The following is a 19,914-nucleotide window of genomic DNA, read 5'->3' as shown; positions in this document are numbered from 1 at the left end:
GTTTGAAATCAGGAGAGCAGGGCATGACTCAGGACACCACCACACCGCCGCCGATGTTGGTGAGCGAGCTGCTGGCGGCGGGCGCCACCGGCCCCCTGGCCGCGGCCTGGCTCGGCGCTTACTGGCAGTGGGCCTTCGCCCTGTGGGTGGCGCCCGTACCGCTGCTGATGCTGGCGCTGATCGTCGGCTGTCGGCAACTTCCGGCCATGGCGAACGGCTCCCGCAGCGCGAGCCTCACCCTGCCGAACGTTCGCGACGGCCGCACGTGGCGCCTGGTGGCCCTGCTCGGCTCGGCGGCGGCACTCTACTTCACCGGCAACGTCTTCCTGACGCCGCTGCTCGAGGCGCGCGCGCCTCTCGCTGCTGGCACCCAGCCTCACGGCCCTCAACGGCGCCCAGATGCTTTCCTCGGCGCTGCTGATCTTCTACGCCGACCGGCTGATGGGCCGGGCCCGCCCGTTGATCGGCATCACTGCCCTGGCGCTGCTGGCCCTGCCGTTGATGCTGTGGCTGCCGGGCGGTCACGTGGTGTGGGCGGCTGGCTCAACGACCTCTCGGGAACCGTGGCGCTGGCCTTCCTGCCGACCCTGCTGATCAGCCTGGTGGCCATGGTCGTCACCCCGCGGCTGCTCGCCTCACGTCAGTAGGAAACCCGCATGCTCAACGCCCGTATCAAGCTGCGCCATCTGCAGGTCTTCCTCGAGGTGGCCCGCCAGCGCAGTTTCGCCCGGGCCGCCGAGCGGCTGGCACCGTGGCCCGCTCGCCGCAGCAGGCGCTGGTCAGCATGCAGCAGCCCAGCGTTTCCGAACTCACCGGCCCCGACTTCCGCCACCTGCGCATGGGTCCCCACGACAACGACCTGCTGCTGAACTTCACACAGGGTGAAGGACTCCCGGTCGGCGAGCGCATCATCATGTTCGGCCGCGTGATCGACCAGTTCGGCAAACCGGTGCCGCACACCCTGGTCGAGATGTGGCAGGCCAACGCCGGCGGGCGCTACCGTCACAAGAACGACCGCTACCTGGCCCCGCTGGACCCGCACTTCGGCGGCGTGGGCCGTACCCTGACCGACGAGCAGGGCTGGTACCGTTTCCGCACCATCAAGCCCGGCCCGTACCCCTGGCCCAACGACCCCAACAGCTGGCGCCCCTCGCACATCCATGTCTCGGTGATGGGCCCATCGATCTCCACCCGCCTGATCACCCAGATGTATTTCGAGGGCGACCCGCTGATTCCACTGTGTCCCATCGTCCACACCATCAAGGACCCGGATGCGGTCGAGACCATGATCGGGCGCCTCGACATGGCGCGCAGCAAACCCATGGATTGCCTGGCCTACCGCTTCGATCTGGTGGTACGCGGCGAGCTGCAGACCTATTTCGAAAATCAGTAAGCGGGCAGAGAACCAGTAAGGGGAAAGCACATGAAACAGCCGAACAGCGTTCCCGCCAGCGAGCTGATGCTGCGCGAGACCTCCTCCCAGACCGCCGGGCCCTACGTGCATATCGGCCTGGCCCTGGCCGCCGTCGGCAACCCGACCCGCGACGAGGAGATCTGGAACGAGATGGCCCGGGAAGGGGCCGAGGGCGAGCTGATCGAAGTCGTCGGCACCGTGATCGACGGCAACGGCGACCTGGTGCGCGACGCCTTTCTCGAGGCCTGGCAGGCCGACGCCAACGGAGCCTACCAGCCCGAGTACGACCTCAAGAAGCCGTTCAACAGCTTCGGGCGCACCGCCACTACCTTCGACCACGGCAGTGAATGGTCGCTGAAGACCGTCAAGCCGGGCCCGGTGGCCCACGTGAGCGGTCAGCCCATGGCGCCGCACATCAACCTGGCGATCTTTGCCCGGGGGGAGAACATCCACCTGCAGACCCGTCTCTACTTCGAGGACGAAGCCGAGGCCAACGCCGCCTGCCCGGTGCTCTCCCGCATCGAGTCGCCGAGCCGCCGCCAGACCCTCATCGCCAAGCGCGAAGAGGCCGACGACAAGGTGCGCTACCGCCTCGACATCAAGCTGCAGGGCGAAGGCGAGACCGTCTTTTTCGACTTCTAGGCGCTTCGATTTTGGCGTTTGCCAGGCAAGGACGGCCCGCCAGCATCAAGAGCCAGCGCACTGCGCTGGCTCTTGGCTTTTTTGGATGGCTCGTACCAGACGCCGTTACAGCACGTTTATCCACTTCTCGCTGAGGGACCAGAGCTGCCTGGCCCTGTCGGCGTCGAGCGCGTAGGACTTCACACCGTCGGCAAAGGGGTTGGGAGTATCGTCGATCGGAGCGGCCGCGCAGTCTTCGAGGTAGCGGCCGCCAATCTCGTCCTTGTCGGCCACGACGGCAGCCCAGACCGACGTGGCGGCCGCCTGGGGAATCTCTTTCAGCTCGAGTGGGGGGAGACCCGCATCGGCGCGCGCTTTGCCCACCGTCTCGAAAAGCTCCTGCACCGCCTCCGGAGAGAAGTGACGGCCGAGATCCGTCATGCTGTTCCCCGGCATCACTGAGGCCGCGCGGATCCCGCGATCCCGATGCCGCCGGTCGAATTCCACGGCGAAGAGAGACGTGGCCGTCTTCGATTTGCCATAGGCGACAAAGGGGTAGTACTCCTGTCGCTCGAAACCAGGATCATCCAGGTCGACATCGGCGACGCGGTGAGCCTGGGAGGAGAGCATCACCACGCGCCCATTGTCGGTGAGCAGCCGTCCGATCCGCGTGATCAAGGCGAAATGGCCGAGATAGTTGGCGGCAAACTGAAGTTCGAAGCCGTCCACCGTTTTTTCGAACGGCGTGGCCATCACTCCGGCGTTGGCGATGATGGCATCGAACGGCGTCCCGTCAGTCAGCAGCTTGTCCGCACAGGCGCGAACGCTTTGCAGGGAAGCCAAGTCGAGTTCGACCAGCGCCAGGTTGCCCCCGCCCTGCGACGCGGCGTCACGAACCGCTGTCGTGGCCGCCTCGGCTCTGGCGAGGTCCCTTACCGCAGCGATGACACCGGCGCCCTTGGCCACGAGCGCACGGGCCGTTTCGAGCCCAATGCCCGCCGATACCCCGGTAACGAGGAATCGCTTTCCCGTGAGATCGATGCCGGCAAGCACCTCCTCGGCGGTCGTCTTTGCACCCAAGTACTCAGTCATGTCTTTTCCTCTACCGTGTAGGGTCTTCTTCGCCCCATCCTTGATGCTCAGATCTGGACTCCGCCAGCCACGTCCAGTACGGCGCCGCTGATGTAGCCCGCGTTGGGTCCTGCCAGGAAGCAAACCGTCGCCGCGACCTCCTCGAGGGTGGCGATCCGGCGGATGGGATGAAGATCCATCAACGTTTCCGGCACGTTGTGGGCGACTTCCGCCGCCATATCCGTCGGCATGATGCCCGGCTGCACGACATTGACGGTGATGTTGCGCGGGCCAAGATCGCGCCCGACCCCTTTCGCGTAACCCACGATGGCGGCCTTGGTGCCCGCATAGTCCGCCACGGCGGGGAAGGCCACACGGCTGGCGATGGCCGAGCCGATGAAGATGATGCGTCCACCGTCCGAGAGCTGGCGTGCGGCGGCCCGCGTGGTTGCCACCGCACCGAGCACATTGATGTGCCACTGGCGGTCGAGCGCCTCGGCATCGAGTTCAGGATCGTCGACCAGCTTGCCCTGAACCGCGATGGCGGCGTTGTTGACGAGGATGTCGAGTCTGCCGAAATGAGAGACGACGTCATCGATCAAGGCGGCGGCGGAAGACGTATCGGCCTGGTCGCTCTTGATCGCGATGGCCCGAGCCCCTTTTGCCTTCAGCTTCTCGACCACAGCCTCGGCCTTCTCGGCAGAGGCCACGTAGCTGATGGCCACGTCCGCCCCCTGCTCGGCAAGCGCTTCTGCAATGGCCGCTCCAAGCCCGCGTGACCCGCCGGTGACGAGTGCGACCTTGCCCATCAATTCCTTCTGCATAACCACCTCTCTCAACATGGAAGAACGATTCCGTTCGAAGGGAATTGAAACAGTAACGATCGTTACTATAATGAACGTTATTGAATTGGACTGAGGGCGTCAAGAAATTTAGTATCGATCGGTATGAAAAAGAGGAGGCGATCCGATGGGACGTCAGCGTGAATTCGATGTGGAGCAGGCGCTGGACGCGGCCCTCTGTATGTTCTGGCGCAAGGGCTATGAGGGCACGTCGTACACCGACCTGACTCAGGCCACGGGTGTCGAGCGCCCCGGGCTCTACTCGGCCTTCGGCAACAAGGAGGCGCTGTTCCGTCGAGCGATCGAACGCTACTTCACGCACTACCTGGACTACTTCCCGGCTGCGCTGGAGCGGCCGACCTCTCGAGAGGTGGTGGAAGACATCTTTCGCGGGGCGGTAGAGCTGCATACCCGTCACCCCGACCGCCCGGGGTGTCTCGGCATCCATGGCGCCCTGGCGGGCTCGGACGACGCCGAGCCCATTCGTCAGGCCCTGGTCGAAGCCCGTGCGAAGGGAGAGGTCATGCTGCGCGATCGCTTCGAACGGGCCAGGCAGGAGGGAGATCTGCCGCCGTCGGCCAACAGCGCCGTGCTGGCCGCCTATGTCATGACCGTGCTGCATGGCATGGCGGTGCAGGCCAAGGCCGGCTTCAGCCGCGACATGCTGGAGGCCATCACAGAGCACGCGCTTACCACCTGGCTGGGTAGCGGCTCCCAGGCGGCGGGCTGGTCTTCCTGAACCCGCTGTAGAGAATCTGCCCCAAGGGGCCGAAAGACACCGAGAGCCGGCGCATGCGACTAAAGGCGAAGAAATTAGACTAAAGTCTAAATTTCGACTGTGCTGTTAGCATCCTCATGAAATGACCGGGATCCTCGCCATGACCACCCAGACGCTTCCCCACAGTGCGACCGCCACCAAAGCCAGCGCGCCCCTGATCAAGCGCATCGGTCTTGCCGCCTACCGTCTGCTCGAGCGGATGACCGAGAGCGCCTATCAACAGTACAAGCCCATCTTGCGCAACCATTTGTATCTATAACGGCTGAGGCCGTGCTGGGCCCAAGGTGGACCCGGCAACGCGACACGACGAGAAGAGCCGGCGCCCTGCGCCGGCTCTTCTCGTGATGGGTGTGCGCGCTCGACCGAATCTCGAGCCCAGGCAGCGATGCCTTCCACCAGGCAGTGTCGATTCCACCTGCACTCGCTCGACTGGATTAGGCCTGCAACACAGCGGATGCCTGCCAATCGATGGAGCCGGAAATGCTGACACTCTACGGAACGCCCCCGACCCGCACCCTGCGTGTGATCTGGATGCTCAACGAACTGGACCTGGAGTACGAGCAGGTTCCGGTGGCCCTCATGCAAGGAGAGCATCTTCAACCCGATTTTCTTGCGCTCAACGCTGCGGCCAAGGTTCCCGTACTGGTCGACGGCAATCAGGTCATCACCGAATCCGCCGCCATCCAGCTCTACCTGGCCGAAAAATATCCACAGGCGGGTTTCATTCCCAGTGCTGTGGAAGAGAGGGCCCAGATGTACCGCTGGATTTTCTTCCTGATGACCGAGATCGAGCCGCCGCTGTGGCGTATTGCCCGCCACACCTTCCTCTACCCGGACGAGAAGCGCCTGCCCCAGGACGTCGACCTGGCCAGGCAGGAATGCAGGGAGATGCTGGCGGTGCTCGAGCGCCACATGCAGGAACGCGAGTACGTGGTCGGCGACCGGCTCAGCGTCGCCGACTTCAATGCCGCCTATACCCTGGACTGGGCCAACGAAGAGAACTTGCTCGACGCCGCTCCGCAGCTGACAGAGTACCTGAAGGCCATGTACGCCCGACCCACCGCACCGCCCACCATCGCCGAGGCTTTCGCGGCGATGGAGAGTTAGGTCGTTACCGGTGAGATCAGCGGGCGAGTCAGCACCGAGAGCCAGCCATTGCGCTGGCTCTCGTCATTCTGTCGTTGCGTTGACCTAGGTCTCTGGTGTGGGGCTGGGCGAACGTCTAGGCTGGGGGTATGTGAATGTTTGTAAGTTGAATGGTGTTAGTTTCTCTGAGCTGGATTGCTTACATTGTCAGCGGGGCGGAAGTCCCATGGCTGCTAACTACCCAAAGTGGCCATGCTGGCAAAGGCAAGCACGATGATCGGTGTTATGCTGCCGAATGATACTTAGTGTCTCGGCATTTTAAGAGGTTAGGGCATGAATGACGCACTCGATAACATTGTTAAATGTGCGTGCGCGTTCATCCAATATTAGAGCGTGCTGTCTAATCGCTGTTGGACGACAGGTAGGTGAAGGAGTCAAGGTGGCGCATGGATCCTATTCAGAAAGGCATCGCTGAGCTTGAGCGGCAGCGGAAGGCTGCAAGGTTCAATTACTGTGTTTTTGTCGCAGCGCTGCGCGAAAGCTCAGAACACTTTCAGCGCGTCAGGGAAACCGATTATGGGCGGGTGGCCTGTCTTGACCGAGTCCTTCGCGTAGCGCTCGCGGAGCAAAGTGGGGAGGCGCGGCGCCCTGCCTATTGGAGTGAACGCGCCGAGGCCCACGCTACATCCGTGGCAGTCTACAGCAAGTTCTACGCCGCGATGATGGGGGTGCTCGGGTTGGGTACTGCCTACTTCCTTGGGGACAGCGACTGGGCCTTGACGGTTACACTCGGTCTATTGCTCGCGGTGCTGACGAAGGCAAAATGGGGCGTGGACAAGTATTCCGCCGGTCTTCAGCGGGTTCGGGACGCTCTGGAGCGCATTGAAGATCCCCCGACACGTGACACGTCCGAGCGTTCGAGTGTAGATCGTCCAGCAACAGCTTGAACCCGCCGGCTTCTCCGCTGCGCTCCGAAGCCGGCGGGTTAAGCTGGGCGTTAGGCCAGCACAATTGGGGGGTGAGGTTTGAATCCGGGTTTCAGCGAGCGCACATTTGAGTTTTGCTTCAACGCCGAGTATTGCCAAGCGAATGCGGCGCTGCTGGCTAGTCATCCGCATATCCCGTCTCAGCAGCTTGAGAAGGATCTTGGGTATGACGTCGAGTTCCGACTACGGCAGGGCCGCTATACACGCTCCGTGTTCTTCCAGCACAAGGTCTCTTCTTTCGCAGAGCACCGAGCCGGCCGCAACGCTCGCTTCTATGATTGCCACAACGGGCCCTATTTTCGCTTCAGCGTCGACAACGAGCAGCACAACACGCTTTGCGCCCTTAGTCGGACCAAGGGAAACGCTTTCTATTGCGCCCCAAGGTTTCATTTAAGTCACGAGCTAGAGGCACGCTTCCGCGCCGTCGACATTGCGGCGCACGCGGTTCTGCTTGATCCCCTTGACGTCGGCGAGATCCTAGATCGGGATCGTCATAACATCACCTACTGCCCCGCAGGGATGAACGCGACCTTGCACTCAGACCCTAGACCCTTCAAGCAGACGTACGCTGGCGCGAGAGATCGGTCGCCGCATTTGAGGGAAAACAAGATTGATGAGGAGTACGTTGAATCGCTGAGCGACGAGCTTCTTTATCGCACAAGGGATTCAAAGTTCAGGTCGGCGCTCACTCGGGAGGTGGAGCGAGCCAGCCCGGTCAAGCGAGCGCAGATCATTTTAGGAAGGGTTTATCAGGTTACTTGGCTACTCCTGCCCTAGCAGGTGCTTCGGGTAGCCATGATCGATAGGTGCCTAACGAGGTGCTGCAGCCGACGGCTTCGCCGCGGCTGAGCTGGCACGTTATATTTTCATCAGAGATTGAAGAATGTTTGAAAGAATTAAGTTGAAATTTGGAAGTGCGCAGGGGGAGGAGGCGTTAGATCTGAATGTCACCCCCATTACTGTTTTTGTAGGCCCAAATAATTCTGGAAAATCAAAAGTATTGAGAGAGATCCAGTACTTTTGCAGGGAAGGACAGCTTGATGCTCGGAGTGTAATTCTAGAGGAAGCAATTCTGAGAAATGTGGACAAGGAAAACTTCCATGAAAAACTGTCACATCTCGAAAAAGAACCAAGCGAACATGATTCTTTACCTGAAGGTAATATAATCGTTGGTAATTATCAGGAAAGAATACAAATAACAAAGAAAGACTTAGAGCAAGCTATCGGTCAAGTTAACACTGGGCATTTCAGGCAGTGGTTCTGTCAGTGGTTTTTAAGGTTTAATACTTTATTGCTAGATGGACAGGGTAGAATGCAGCTAGCTCGCGAGCAGAATGGCGGAAATCTTCAATCTCCCCCTCAAAATAGCTTAAGTGCTCTTTTTCGTGATGATGAAAAGCGAAAAGAAGTGCGAAGAATAGTGCGTGATGCATTCGGCTTAAGTTTTGTTATTGATCCGACGGATCTTGGAAAATTAAAAGTTAGGTTGTCAGAAACTCCGCCTAAAAATAATATGGAGGAGCGTGGAGTTCATGCAGAAGCTGTAGTGTTTCACAGTAAGGCAAAGAAAATAGAAGATCTAAGCGATGGGGTAAAAGCATTCACAGGCATCGTATTAGAATTGGTGGCAGGTGACCCAATGGTTCTTCTAATAGATGAGCCAGAGGCATTTCTACACCCATCGCTATCCTATAAATTAGGCAGGGAAGTATCGGTAACATCTTCATCGCAAAATAAAAATATTTTTGTTTCAACTCATAGTGCAAACTTCATTATGGGCTGTGTTCAGTCAGGTGTTCCCATAAATATTGTCAGATTGACTTATTCGCAAGGCAGTGCGACAGCGAGGTTGCTGCCAGATGATAAGCTGCTTCAACTTATGCGGAACCCTCTTTTACGATCAACAGGGGTTGTTGATGGATTGTTCTATGAGGCGGTAATCGTAACTGAATCTGATGCAGACCGTGCTTTTTATCAAGAGGTGAACGAGCGGCTCTTGAGATATTCGCCAACTGTAGGTATCAGTAACTGCCTGTTTATCAATGCCCAAAATAAGCAAACCGTGCACCAGATTATAAAGCCACTAAGGGAACTCGGTATTCCTGCAGCAGCGATCGTAGATATAGATGTCCTTAAAGAAGGTGGTCAAGTGTGGAGCAATTTTCTTACTGGAGGCTTCATGCCTCAAATATCTCAGGCGCCACTTGGTACTATTAGGCAATCTTTAAAGCAGAGGTTTACTGATCTGGGTATCGATATGAAGCGTGGTGGGGGGATATCCGCACTGCCTGACGAGGAACGCGAAGCTGCCGAAAATCTTCTCAATCAACTGGCAGAATATGGTCTGTTTGTAGTGCCTAATGGTGAGCTAGAGTCTTGGCTGAAAACGCTAAAAGCAACAGGCCATGGGCCAAAGTGGCTGATAGAGATATTTGAAAAGATGGGAGAAAATCCTGACTCCCTAGATTACGTAAAGCCAGAAATCGGAGATGTTTGGGCTTTTATTGAAACTATTAAGGACTGGACATCATCAGTAACTCGAAAAGGAATACCGGCAAAAATATAAAAAAGCGCTGCGGTCGGACAAACTTTCCGCTGTGCTCCAGATCTGCCGCAGAGCGTGTCGTTATAATCTTAAGTATGGGAGTCGTAGGAAAGTCATGGAAACAGAAAGCGTAAGTGTCCTGGAGTTCACGCTATACAAGCACAGTGAAGCGTCCTTCCTGCGTGCTTTAGACGAAGCTGGCGTTGCTCACAGTCGGACTGTGATTTTTTCTACAACCCCACAGGCCACTGGTGTAAAAGAAGTGATTAGCGCTGTTTCTGACGCTATGCCTTGGAATGCAATCGCCAAGGTGATAGTAGCTTGGATCGAAGCCAGAAACAATAGGGAAGTTATGATCACTACCGATGATGGTAAGATATTTCACGCAAAAGGGTACTCGGCAGCAGAGGTCAAAGAATTTCTCCCGCAGTCTTATAGCGTAATGGTGATAGATACCAAGCCTGATGAAGAGTCATAACAAGCACATTAAATCCGCTACCTTCGGTCGCCGGACGCTCGAAGCTCACGCCGTTTATGTGGGCGTTAATGAGGAGTCTTCGAAGCTCCGCTTTTGGCCGATTTCTGCCTTTCAGGCAGCCATGAAAACCATGATCGGCGCCGATCCGGGTGCCGATGCCCCTCCTTTGCTACGCTTCTACAGTGACCGCGGAGGTGGCGATGGCCTTCCATAACCCTGATCCAAAGATGCGCGCCATCGAGCGGCGCAATGCCCGGTTGCGCGCCGCATTCTTTGCCAAGCTGTTTGGTGCTGCCAGGCGCGGATTGCGCAAGGCTATGTCATGCCTTCGGCTCCGTTACCGTCGGCGTCAACATCGAGGCTGAAGGGGCCAACTCATGAATCGCCCAAGCAGGGACGTTCAAGTATTCGAAGCCCGTGCAACCGATGCCGACCTCGACGACCTGCGCGCGCGACTGGCCACGGCGCGGCTGCCGGAGGTCGAGACGGTCCAGCGCGCCGCGCCTGACCCTCGCCGCTGGGACCAAGGCGTGCCTCTCGCCGACCTCGTCGATGTCGTGAACTACTGGCGCACCGAGTATGACTGGCGGGCGTTCGAGGCGCGCCTTGACCGTCTTGGCCAGTTCCGCATGGTGATCGACGGCCTCGGCATCCACTTTTTGCACCGCCGATCCGCTCGCGCCGATGCCACTCCCCTGATCCTGACCCACGGCTGGCCGGGCAGCATTGCCGAGTTCATCGATATCGTCGACGAACTGGCAGATCCGAAGGAGCCGGGCGCGCCGGCATTTCACGTCGTGGCTCCGTCGCTGCCGGGCTTTGGCTACAGCGACAAGTCGGCCACCACCGGCTGGGGCGCCGGAAAGATCGCGGCTGCCTGGGTAGAACTGATGGAAAGGCTCGGCTACGACAAGTTCGTCGCCCACGGCGGCGACTGGGGCGGTGTCATCACCACGGTCCTCGGCGGCAGGTTCCCGGCCCAGGTTCTCGGCATCCACTCGACGTTGGCGCAGGCGCCACCCGGGTTGACCATGGACGGGCTGACGGCGGCCGAGCGCAAGTGGGCCGAGGACACCCGCGATTTCTGGCTCTACCGCGCGGCGTACGCGAAGCAGCAGGCGACCCGACCGCAGACCATCGGCTACTCGCTGGTCGACTCACCCGTCGGGCTTCTGGCCTGGATCCTCGACAAGTTCGCCGAGTGGACGGACACCGACGATAGCCCGTTCGAGACGATTTCCCGGGATCGCATTCTCGACGACGTCACCCTGTACTGGCTGACGCGGTCCGGCGCCTCGGCGGCCCGCATCTACTACGAAAGCCACGGCGGGGTTAACACGCTCGACCCCGAGCTGCGGGTCGATGTTCCGTCGGCCATCACGATATATCCCCGCGACATCGAGAAGTGTCCGCGCCCCTGGGCAGAGCAGCGGTACCGGCAGATCGTGCGATGGAGGACGGCCGAACGCGGGGGCATTTTCCGTCGCTGGAGGTGCCGGAATATTTCGTCAGGGACCTGCAGGAAGGCCTCGCGGAAGTGCTGGCCGCCAATCGGTGAACGTGGCGGAGTCTAGTTCTAGGACTAAACGCGACTGCGAATGCCAGTGCGTAAAATGCTATGCGTGAATACTCAGTGGTTAACCTTTTATGAGGCTGGCGGCGACCGGTGGCGGCACTCGTTTTCAGGTGGTCATTCTTGTAAAGGTTTTAGTGGATAGATCTGTTCGATAAACGATATAAGCCAGTTAGATATCTGGAAAAATTTCTGTATGTTATTGTAATATCAATTCTTTTTTCAAGTTGGCAGCAGCTACAACTTTGGCATGACTGTACGCTGGCCCACGGCGATTCTAGGCTCGACATGCAATGCGTATATTTGTTCGTTATTCGAACACGAGAATGCAAAAGCTATCGAGCCACAAGAAAAACGGAGCCGCCATCATGCCATCGACCTCACTTGCCCGGGCGTTACTGGGAATCGGAGCCTGTGTCGCCCTGAGCTTTTCCGCCATGGCCGACGACCTGCCGGAAAGCATTCGCATCGGCTATGCCGTCTCCGACACGGGGCCCTATGCCGGGGGCGCCGGTACCACGATTACCCCCAACTACGAGCTGTGGGCGGAGGAGGTCAACAAGGCCGGCGGTATCCGCGTGGGGGATCGCCAGCTCCCTATCGAAGTGGTGGCCTATGACGATCGCAGCAGCTCCGAGGAGGCCGTTCGCGCCGTCGAAAGGCTGATCAACCAGGACGAGGTGCACTTCGTGCTTCCCCCCTGGGGCACGGCGCTGAATCTCGCAGTGGCACCCGTACTGCACCGCGCCGGCTATCCGCGCCTGGCCGTGACGGCAGTGTCCGACCGCCAGCAGGACCTGATGGACCGCTGGTCGCGCATCTTCTTCTTCCTCAGTACCTCTAGCCACTACGCCGAGGGCATCGTCACCATGCTCGAGGAGCTACGCGAGAGCGGCGTGATCGAAGGCCGGGTGGCCATGGTCAACGTGGCCGACCAGTTCGGCATCGAGCTGGCCGGGCAGCATCGATCACGAGCAGGTGGTGGCCGAGATGGAGAACGGCACCTTCGACACGGTGCTGGGCGAGATCACCCTGGATGGACGCATCTACTGGGAAGGATGGCAGGTCGGCCAGTGGCAGGATGGCGTGTTCCGTGCCATCGCCCTCAGCGACCGAGAAGGCGCGGCGGAGATCGTGCTGCCCAAGCTGGATTGGCGTTGAGCTAACGATCATGGTGGCTGGCACCACCCTGGAAGGTGAAAGAGACTTTGAGCTGGCAGCCGGCAGGCTTGTGCTCGCCTGCAATCCGGGTTCTTTCACACAAAACCATGAAACGTGGTAAACGCCTCGATGGGCTCACGCTCGGTAATGAAGTGGTTCTCCGGCGCTTCGGGGTCCTCATGGCCCAGCGCGATGCCGCACAGCACCAGCTCGTTGTCGTCCAGGCCGAGTTGTTCGCGAATGATGTCGTGGTACCAGGCGAAGGCGGCCTGGGCGCAGGTGTGCAGCCCCTGGCCGCGGGCGGCCACCAGGATACTCTGAATCAGCATGCCGGTGTCCATGTAGCTGCCCGCCTCCAGCCGTCGATCGATGGTGACGATCATGCCCACCGGGGCATCGAAAAAGAGGTAGTTGCGGCGCATCTGCTCGAGGCGTTTCTGCTTGTCGTCACGCTGGATGCCCAGCGATTCGTAGAGGCCGTACCCGCAGCGGCGGCGCCGACCCAGGTAGGGCTCGAACCAGTGCTCGGGGTAGTAGTGATACTCGGGCCGGTGGTCGGCCGTGCCGGCATCGAAAGCCGCCATAATGGCATCGCTCAGTCTCTCCCGGGCCCTGCCTCCCACCACGTGGACCCTCCACGGCTGGATGTTGCTGCCGCTGGGGGCTCGGCCGGCAACCTTCAGGAGATGTTCCACCGTCTCGAGGCTCACCGGCTCGGGCAGGAAGCGGCGGACCGACTTGCGGCTCAGGATGGCATCATCGACGTGCATGTTCGTCTCCGTGGCGGTTTGAAACGTGTGGAAGGCAGCGATCGCGCCGCTGCCTTCCTCGGGGCCGGTTACGGGTTGACCAGGTGGCAGCCGCTTTGCTCCAGCGACAGGAAGGCCTCGTCACCCGGGATGGTGCTCAGGATGCGGTAGAGATCCCATTCGCCTTCGGACTCCGCAGGCGACTTCACCTCGGCCAGGTACATATCGTGCACCATGCGGCCATCTTCGCGCACGATACCGTTGGTGGTGAACATGTCGTTGACCGGCGTCTCGCCCATCCAGGCGCGCACCGTGGAAGCATCGTCGCTGCCGGTGGCCTCGATGGCGTTCAGGTAGTGCATGGTGCTGGAGTAGACCCCCGCCTGCACCATGGTGGGCATGCTGCCGACCCGCTCGTAGTAGCGCTGGGCCCATTCCCGGGCCTCGTCATTCATGTCCCAGTACCAGCCGGTGGTGAGCTGCATGCCCTGGGTGGTTTCCAGCCCCAGGGCATGGATGTCGTTGAGGAACACCATCAGCCCCGCCAGCGCCTGCCCCGATTCGGCCAGGCCGAACTGGCCCGCCGTGCTGATGGCGTTGACGGTATCGGCGCCGGCGTTGGCCAGGCCGACGATCTTGGCGCCGGAACTCTGGGCCTGGAGGATATAGGAGGAGAAGTCGTTGGTATTGAGCGGGTGGCGCGACGTGCCCAGCACCTGGCCACCGTTCTTCGTCACCATGGCTTCCACGTCCGCTTCCAGCGAGTGGCCGAAGGCGTAGTCGGCGGTGATCAGGTACCAGCTGTCGCCACCCTCCTCGACGATGGCCTTGGCGGTACCGTTGGACATGGCGTGGGTGTCGTAGACCCATTGGATATGGTTCGGCGAGCAGTACTCGTTGGTGACACTCAGCGCGGCGGCACCGGAGACCATGCCGATCCGGTCGTGCTCCTCGAGCAGCCGTGTAGCGGCGATGGTTACCGATGAGGCCACCAGGCCGGCAACCATGTCGACGTTGCGCTGGTCGATCCATTCGCGCACCGTGTTGGCGCCGACGTCGGCGCTGTTGCGGTCGTCGGCACTGAACACCTCGATGGAGGCGCCATGGATCGCACCGCCATGGTCTTCCACGGCCATGCGCAGGGCTTCGAGTCCGCCGGGGCCGGCCAGGTCACGGTAGGGGCCGGACATGTCGGCGAGGTAGCCGATACGGATCTCGTTGTCGCTGATATCGGCGCTGGCGATGCCGGTCATCAGGGTGGCGCCGAGCGCCAGGATACCGCTCTTGAGGGTGATCGGGCATGATTTGGACACGATGAGGTCTCCTGCCTCGTCGATGACGAAGCTGTTGTTGTTATTGCTCGGGAATGCGGCCGGGCGAGGCCCGGGCCGGGACGCTGGGGCGTGAAGGCTAGTCGATAGGCGGCACCTCCTGGTCGGGTTCGTCGGGGTCGGCCAGCGCGATCCTTTCCAGGTCGCGCTGGAACTTGTTGAGGTAGTGCAGCAGGCTCACGGTCTCGTCGAAGGTGAAGCTCGACAGCCCGTCGGCGTAGAACTCGTGGATGCGCGGCTGCAGGCTCTCCCAGAACGCCCGGCCCTTGTCGGTGAGCAGGATCATGCGGGCGCGCTTGTCGTCCGGGTGCGGGATGCGCAGCACGTGCTCCTCCCGCTCCAGGCGCTTGAGCACGCCGTCCAGGCTCTGGCGGCTGACGATCAGGTATTCGGTCAGGGCGTTGAAGGAAATGCCGTTCTCGTAACCCTTGCGCGACAGGGCGCCGAGCACCGCCCACTGCACCGTGGTCAGGCCGACCTGGCCCACGGTCTGCTTCTGCAGGATGTTGCTGGCCTGGAAGAGCCGAAAGAACAGCCGGTTGGCAACGCTCTTGTCGTCCTCGATCACCATCTGAAACACTCCTTGGTCAGGATCAGGCAGCGTCAGACGGCCGGGGTGGCGTTTGGCCTCGATGGTGGCGTTCACCGGGGCACCGACTGACGCGCGATGATGTTCTTCATGATCTGGGCGGTGCCATCACCGATCTGCAGGCCCAGCACATCGCGCATGCGCTGGGAGAAGGGCAGGTCCTCTCCCCAGCCGGTATGGCCGTGTGCCAGCATGCACTGCTTGATCACATCGAAGGCGAGCTTAGGCCCCCACCACTTGGTCATTGCGGCTTCGGCGGTGTGCGGCAGCGCATTGTCCTTCAGCCATAGCGCGTAGTAGCACTGCAATCGAGCCGCCTGCACATAGGTCTGGTATTCGGCCAGCGGATGGGTCAGCCCCTGGAAGCCCGACAGCGGCTGGCCGAAGGCCTCGCGCTCGGTCAGCCACTGCCAGGTTTCGTCCAGCGACTGCTGGGCCACCGCCAGGCATTGCAGGCCGATCAGCGCGCGGCTGTAGTCGAAGCCCTGCATCACCTGCTTGAAGCCCTGTCCCTCCTCGCCCAGCATGTGATCCGCCGGCACCGCGACATTGTCGAAGAAAATCGAGCCCCGGCCAATGGCCCGTTGGCCGGAATCCTCGAAACGGCTGGTGGAGATGCCGGTCAGGTCCATTGGCACCAGGAAGGCGCTGATGCCGCTGGCGCGCTGCTCCTGGGTGCCGGTGCGGGTGAAGACCACGGCCACGTCGGCCTGGTCCGCCATGGAAATCGAGGTCTTCTCGCCGTTGAGCACGAAACGTTCGCCCTGGCGGGTCGCCTTGAGTTTCAGGTTGGCGGCATCACTGCCGCCGTGGGGTTCGGTCAGGGCGATGCAGCACACCTTGCGCCCGGCGGTGATGCCGGCGAGCCATTCGCGGGCCAGCTCGGGACGGGCGTAGCGGGCGATGATCTGGCCGTTGAGCGAGGCGAGCAGGGGCAGGTAGCCCACGTTGAAGTCACCGCGGGCGATCTCCTCGACGATCACGCCGCTGGTCACGCAGTCCAGGCCGCTGCCGCCATACTCCTCGGGCAACTCGCCACCCAGGCAACCCATCTCGCCCAGTTCGGCGATGATCCCACGCTCGATGCCGGCCTCTTGCTCGCGGGCCCGGTAGCGGGGGGCCAGCCTGTCGGCCGCCAGTCTGGCCACGCTGTCGCGAATGGCTTGCTGTTGTTCGGTAAATGCAAAGTTCATGGCGTCATCCTCACCGGGTCAGGCTGCCGGCATCGTGGCCGGCAGGCGCCGTCATGCTGGCAACAGGCGTCACTTGTCGTACTTGCGGAGCTAGAACTTGCGAAATTCCGGCTTGCGCTTCTCCTTGAAGGCGGCGACCCCCTCCCGGGACTCCGGCGTCTCGTAGTACAGGCTCAGCGCCTGCATGCCCAGCGCGCCGATGCCGGCGATGTTCTCGCTGTCGGCGTTGAACGAACGCTTGGCGATGGAGATCGCGGTGGGGCTCTTCTCGAGGATCTCGTCGCACCACAGGCGCACCTCCTCGTCGAGCTGCTCCGGCGGCACCACGGCGTTGCACAGGCCCCAGTCCAGCGCCTGCCGGGCGCTGTACTTGCGGCACAGATACCAGATCTCCCGGGCCCGCTTCTCGCCGATCACCCGCGCCATGTAGGCGGTGCCGAAGCCCGGGTCCACCGAGCCGACCTTGGGGCCCACCTGACCGAACACCGCCTTCTCCGAGGCGATGGTCAGGTCGCAGACCAGCGCCAGCACGTGGCCGCCGCCGATGGCGAAACCCTGTACCTTGGCGATCACCGGCTTGGGCACCTGGCGGATCAGGGTCTGCAGTTCCTCCACCGGCAGGCCGATCAGGCCGCGACCGTCGTACTGGCCCTCGTGAGCGCCCTGGTCGCCGCCGGTGCAGAACGCCTTCTCCCCGGCGCCGGCCAGCACGATGACGCCGATCGACTTGTCCCAGCCGGCACGGTTGAAGGCGTCGAGCAGCTCCATGCAGGTCTGGCCGCGAAAGGCGTTGTAGCGCTCCGGCCGGTTGATGGTGATGGTCGCCACGCCCTCGGTGACGTCGTAGAGAATGTCTTCATAGTTCATTGTTGAGCTCCTGAAACGGTATTGTGTTCACCGCCGGCGGCCATCTCTTCACAAAGGGCGCGAGCGCAGCAGTGAATCGGCGCTTTCCTAGCCGGCCATGGTCAGGCCGCCGGAAACGCTGATCACTTGCCCGGTGATGAAATTCGCGTCATCGCTGGCGAGCATCGTGATGATGCCGGGGTAGTCCTCCGGCTGGCCGATGCGGCGCATGGGCACGGCATTGCGGAACGCCTCGAGCAGCTTCTCCGGGTCGCGGGAAGTCTCGGCGAAGCCCTGCAGCAGTGCGGTGTCGGTGGGGCCGGGGCAGACCACGTTGAGGCTCACTCCCTTGGTGGCCAGCTCCCGTGCCAGGGTCTTGCTCAGGCCCAGCAGGCCGGCCTTGCAGGCGGCGTAGACCGCCTCCCCGGAGGAGCCGACCCGGGCGGCGTCGGAGGCGACGTTGATCACCTTGCCGCCGCCGGCCGCTATCATCCTCGGCAATACCACATGGTGCATGTTGAGCGCGCCGCTCAGGTTCACGGCGATCAGCGATTCCCACAGGCTCGGTTCGGTCTTGAGGAAGGGCATGAAACGGTCGAAACCGGCGTTGTTGACCAGCACCGTCGGGACACCGAGCTCGGCCTCGATGCGCTCCACCGTGGTGGTGATGGCCGCGTAGTCGGTAATGTCGGCCCCGAAGGCCCTGGCCTGGCCGCCGGCCTCGACGATCACGTCCACCGTGGCCTGGGCGGCCTCGATGTCGCGGTCGAGTACCGCCACCTTCGAGCCCTCCTCGGCGAAGCGCTTGCATACCGCGCGGCCAATGCCGCCGCCGCCGCCGGTCACGATGACCGTCTTGTCCTTGAGTCCTCTCATGACTGCTCTCTCTGTCGTCCAATGGAAGCTTCACTGATGCAATGCCAGCCGCTGTCGCGTCAGGTCGAAGACGTCACCTGGCTGGCTTGTTCGCGCAACTTGAATTTCTGGATCTTGCCCGAGGGAGTACGGGGCAGTTCGTCCAGCACATCGAGGAACTCCGGCTGGTACTGGCGGGTCACCTTGCGCTCGGTGAGGAAGGCGGTGACCTCCTCCAGCGTCAGCGTCTCGTGGCCCTCCTTGAGGGTGACGTAGGCGCACAGGCGCTCGCCCAGCCGCTCGTCGGGGCGGCCCACCAGGGCCACGGTCTGGATCGCCGGGTGCTGGTAGAGGGTGTTCTCGATATCGACGATGGGAATGTTCTCGCCGCCACGGATCACCACGTCCTTGGAGCGGCCGGTGATGCGCACGTAGCCCTCCTCGTCGAGCCGGGCGAGGTCGCCGGTGGGGAACCAGCCCTCGTCGTCGACGCCGTAGAGCCCCGGCTGCTTGAAGTAGCCGACGAACAGGCTGGCGCCGCGTACGTAGAGCGGTCCTTCCTGGCCGGGAGGCAGGGTGTTGCCCTCCATATCGGTGACCTTCAGTTCCATGTAGGGCAGCGGCAGGCCGTCGGTATTGACCGCGCGGGCCGGGTCGTCACCGGGGCGGGTGGTGGTCACCGCACCGTTCTCGGTCATGCCCCAGGCCGAGATGATCCGCGTCGGCAGGTTGCGGGCCGCCTTCTCCACCAGCGGGCTGGGGATCGGCGCACCGGCGCACAGGAACAGCTTCAGCGACTGCAGGTCGGGGCCGTGGTCCACCGCCTGTTCGGCGATATCGGTCAGGAAGGGGGTGGAACCAAGCATCAGGCTGGGCCGCTCGGCGCGGATGATCCCCACCGCCTCGCCGGGGTTCCAGATGTCCTGCAGCACGGCGGTAGCCTTCAGGTAGATCGGCATCATCAGGCCGTAGAGGAAACCGAGCTGGTGTGCCAGCGGCGAGGGCATGAAGGTGGTGTCGTCGTTGCCCAGCCCCAGACGGGTGGTGAAGGGGCGGATGTGGCTCATCAGCGTGTTGGAGGTGTGCATTACCCCCTTGGGCTTGCCGGTGGTGCCGGAGGTATAGAGCAGCTGCACCACGTCGTCGCCGGCGGGACGGCGCGCCTTGAACAGTGCGGCGGTGTCGGTCTCGGTTTCCCAGGCGCGATCCAGCAGTACCGCGTCGAAGCTGTCCTCGCCCTCGCCGCCGAGCACCAGCACGTGCCGCAGTGTGTCCAGCCCCGCCTCGAGGTCGCGGGCCATGGCCGCGTGATCGAAGTCGCGGAACACGCCGGGCACGACGAGCACCTTGCTCTCGGCCTGGGCCAGCATGAAGCGCAGCTCGTGCTCGCGGAAGATTGGCATCAGCGGGTTGAGCACCGCGCCGATGCGCACGCAGGCCAGATGCAGAGCGGTCATCTGCCACCAGTTGGGCAGCTGGCAGGAGACCACGTCACCCTTCGCCACACCCAGGCCGGCCAGGCCGGCCGCCATGCGCGTGACCTTCTCGTTCAGCTCGCCGTAGCTCAGCGCCGAGCGGGAGCCGTCCGCCATGCGATAGGTGATGATGGCCGGGCGGTTGGCCGCTTCGGCCACGGCTTCATCGAGGTAGTCGGTAATGAGCATGTCATTCCAGGCGCCGGCCTCGGTCATGGCCTTTCTGCGCGCCGGGGTCAGATTCGTCTCGATAGCCATACAAGCTCCTGAAAACACGTTGTCGTTGTTGTCGGTGCGGCGGTCGATGGCTGGGCCATCCCG

The 19,914-nt window shown here is 61.7% G+C and carries 22 protein-coding genes; 13 read left to right on the top strand and 9 right to left on the bottom strand.

The features are described from left to right. Positions 1 to 23: 23 nt before the first annotated feature. From C1H69_RS22080 to pcaG, 4 genes are read left to right on the top strand one after another with little or no spacing between them, the layout of a single operon-like run. Complete coding sequence (locus C1H69_RS22080) at positions 24 to 647, top strand: hypothetical protein (protein ID WP_102655540.1); 624 nt, start codon at positions 24 to 26, stop codon at positions 645 to 647. A gap of 9 nt (positions 648 to 656) precedes the next feature. Further along, positions 657 to 869 carry a helix-turn-helix domain-containing protein gene (locus C1H69_RS24700; protein ID WP_479688542.1) on the top strand — a complete coding sequence of 71 codons (213 nt, stop codon included), beginning with the start codon at positions 657 to 659 and terminating at the stop codon, positions 867 to 869. Further along, on the top strand, positions 785 to 1,393 hold the full coding sequence (gene pcaH, locus C1H69_RS22070; protein WP_479688541.1) for a protocatechuate 3,4-dioxygenase subunit beta: 609 nt from the start codon (positions 785 to 787) through the stop codon (positions 1,391 to 1,393). The genes C1H69_RS24700 and pcaH overlap by 85 nt, the downstream gene beginning before the upstream one ends. A 30-nt stretch (positions 1,394 to 1,423) precedes the next feature. Beyond that, a complete protein-coding gene (gene pcaG / locus C1H69_RS22065; RefSeq protein ID WP_102655539.1) occupies positions 1,424 to 2,056 on the top strand; it encodes a protocatechuate 3,4-dioxygenase subunit alpha in 633 nt (210 codons plus the stop codon). A gap of 105 nt (positions 2,057 to 2,161) precedes the next feature. On the opposite strand, the gene C1H69_RS22060 is transcribed toward pcaG, so the two are convergent. Both C1H69_RS22060 and C1H69_RS22055 read right to left on the bottom strand, forming a co-directional pair. Further along, positions 2,162 to 3,127, bottom strand: coding sequence for an SDR family NAD(P)-dependent oxidoreductase (locus C1H69_RS22060; protein WP_102655538.1), 966 nt, complete (start codon positions 3,125 to 3,127; stop codon positions 2,162 to 2,164). Positions 3,128 to 3,174: 47 nt separating this feature from the next. Next, complete coding sequence (locus tag C1H69_RS22055; RefSeq protein WP_102655537.1) at positions 3,175 to 3,930, bottom strand: SDR family NAD(P)-dependent oxidoreductase; 756 nt, start codon at positions 3,928 to 3,930, stop codon at positions 3,175 to 3,177. A 145-nt stretch (positions 3,931 to 4,075) separates the two neighbouring features. Here C1H69_RS22055 and C1H69_RS22050 point away from each other — a divergent pair, with 145 nt between their 5' ends. The 9 genes from C1H69_RS22050 to C1H69_RS22015 all read left to right on the top strand — a co-directional run bounded on the left by C1H69_RS22050 (position 4,076) and on the right by C1H69_RS22015 (position 12,560). Continuing rightward, positions 4,076 to 4,687: a TetR/AcrR family transcriptional regulator gene (locus tag C1H69_RS22050; protein ID WP_102655536.1), complete on the top strand. Its 612-nt coding sequence runs from the start codon at positions 4,076 to 4,078 to the stop codon at positions 4,685 to 4,687. A gap of 139 nt (positions 4,688 to 4,826) precedes the next feature. Further along, positions 4,827 to 4,985, top strand: a complete 159-nt coding sequence (locus C1H69_RS23710) for a hypothetical protein (protein WP_165789561.1) — start codon at positions 4,827 to 4,829, stop codon at positions 4,983 to 4,985. A gap of 221 nt (positions 4,986 to 5,206) precedes the next feature. After that, positions 5,207 to 5,833: a glutathione S-transferase family protein gene (locus tag C1H69_RS22045; protein WP_102655535.1), complete on the top strand. Its 627-nt coding sequence runs from the start codon at positions 5,207 to 5,209 to the stop codon at positions 5,831 to 5,833. Between the two features lie 425 nt (positions 5,834 to 6,258). Further along, entirely contained in the window at positions 6,259 to 6,759 is a 501-nt protein-coding gene (locus C1H69_RS22040) for a hypothetical protein (protein WP_102655534.1), read from the top strand. Positions 6,760 to 6,837: 78 nt separating this feature from the next. Next, positions 6,838 to 7,575, top strand: coding sequence for an adenylosuccinate lyase (locus C1H69_RS22035; RefSeq protein ID WP_102655533.1), 738 nt, complete (start codon positions 6,838 to 6,840; stop codon positions 7,573 to 7,575). Positions 7,576 to 7,681: 106 nt separating this feature from the next. Further along, a complete protein-coding gene (locus C1H69_RS22030) occupies positions 7,682 to 9,364 on the top strand; it encodes an ATP-dependent nuclease (protein ID WP_102655532.1) in 1,683 nt (560 codons plus the stop codon). A gap of 94 nt (positions 9,365 to 9,458) precedes the next feature. After that, a complete protein-coding gene (locus tag C1H69_RS22025; RefSeq protein WP_102655531.1) occupies positions 9,459 to 9,821 on the top strand; it encodes a hypothetical protein in 363 nt (120 codons plus the stop codon). A gap of 377 nt (positions 9,822 to 10,198) precedes the next feature. Then, on the top strand, positions 10,199 to 11,395 hold the full coding sequence (locus C1H69_RS22020) for an epoxide hydrolase family protein (protein ID WP_205738587.1): 1,197 nt from the start codon (positions 10,199 to 10,201) through the stop codon (positions 11,393 to 11,395). A 367-nt stretch (positions 11,396 to 11,762) separates the two neighbouring features. Beyond that, a complete protein-coding gene (locus C1H69_RS22015) occupies positions 11,763 to 12,560 on the top strand; it encodes an ABC transporter substrate-binding protein (protein ID WP_205738586.1) in 798 nt (265 codons plus the stop codon). A 90-nt stretch (positions 12,561 to 12,650) separates the two neighbouring features. Here the strand turns inward: C1H69_RS22015 and C1H69_RS22010 are convergent, their stop codons facing one another. From C1H69_RS22010 to C1H69_RS21980, 7 genes are all read right to left on the bottom strand, one after another. Further along, entirely contained in the window at positions 12,651 to 13,325 is a 675-nt protein-coding gene (locus C1H69_RS22010; RefSeq protein ID WP_102655530.1) for a nitroreductase, read from the bottom strand. 68 nt (positions 13,326 to 13,393) lie between these two features. Further along, positions 13,394 to 14,557 carry an ABC transporter substrate-binding protein gene (locus C1H69_RS22005; protein ID WP_102655592.1) on the bottom strand — a complete coding sequence of 388 codons (1,164 nt, stop codon included), beginning with the start codon at positions 14,555 to 14,557 and terminating at the stop codon, positions 13,394 to 13,396. Between the two features lie 157 nt (positions 14,558 to 14,714). Continuing rightward, a complete protein-coding gene (locus C1H69_RS22000; protein ID WP_240610045.1) occupies positions 14,715 to 15,281 on the bottom strand; it encodes a MarR family winged helix-turn-helix transcriptional regulator in 567 nt (188 codons plus the stop codon). Then, the gene (gene aliB, locus C1H69_RS21995; protein WP_102655528.1) at positions 15,278 to 16,417 is read right to left on the bottom strand and encodes a cyclohexanecarboxyl-CoA dehydrogenase; all 1,140 of its coding nucleotides are present in this window, start codon (positions 16,415 to 16,417) and stop codon (positions 15,278 to 15,280) included. The genes C1H69_RS22000 and aliB overlap by 4 nt, the downstream gene beginning before the upstream one ends. Positions 16,418 to 16,507: 90 nt before the next feature. Then, positions 16,508 to 17,284 (bottom strand): enoyl-CoA hydratase-related protein, encoded by a 777-nt coding sequence (locus C1H69_RS21990; RefSeq protein WP_102655527.1) that lies wholly within the window; start codon positions 17,282 to 17,284, stop codon positions 16,508 to 16,510. An 87-nt stretch (positions 17,285 to 17,371) separates the two neighbouring features. Further along, on the bottom strand, positions 17,372 to 18,139 hold the full coding sequence (locus C1H69_RS21985; RefSeq protein ID WP_102655526.1) for an SDR family NAD(P)-dependent oxidoreductase: 768 nt from the start codon (positions 18,137 to 18,139) through the stop codon (positions 17,372 to 17,374). A 59-nt stretch (positions 18,140 to 18,198) separates the two neighbouring features. Then, positions 18,199 to 19,851, bottom strand: a complete 1,653-nt coding sequence (locus tag C1H69_RS21980; protein ID WP_102655525.1) for an AMP-binding protein — start codon at positions 19,849 to 19,851, stop codon at positions 18,199 to 18,201. Between the last annotated feature and the right edge of the window lie 63 nt (positions 19,852 to 19,914).

It is taken from the genome of Billgrantia endophytica (genome assembly GCF_002879615.1).
GTDB lineage: Bacteria > Pseudomonadota > Gammaproteobacteria > Pseudomonadales > Halomonadaceae > Halomonas > Halomonas endophytica.
The sequence above is the reverse complement of the archived record's forward strand: the minus strand, read 5'-3'. Positions and strand labels throughout refer to the sequence as shown.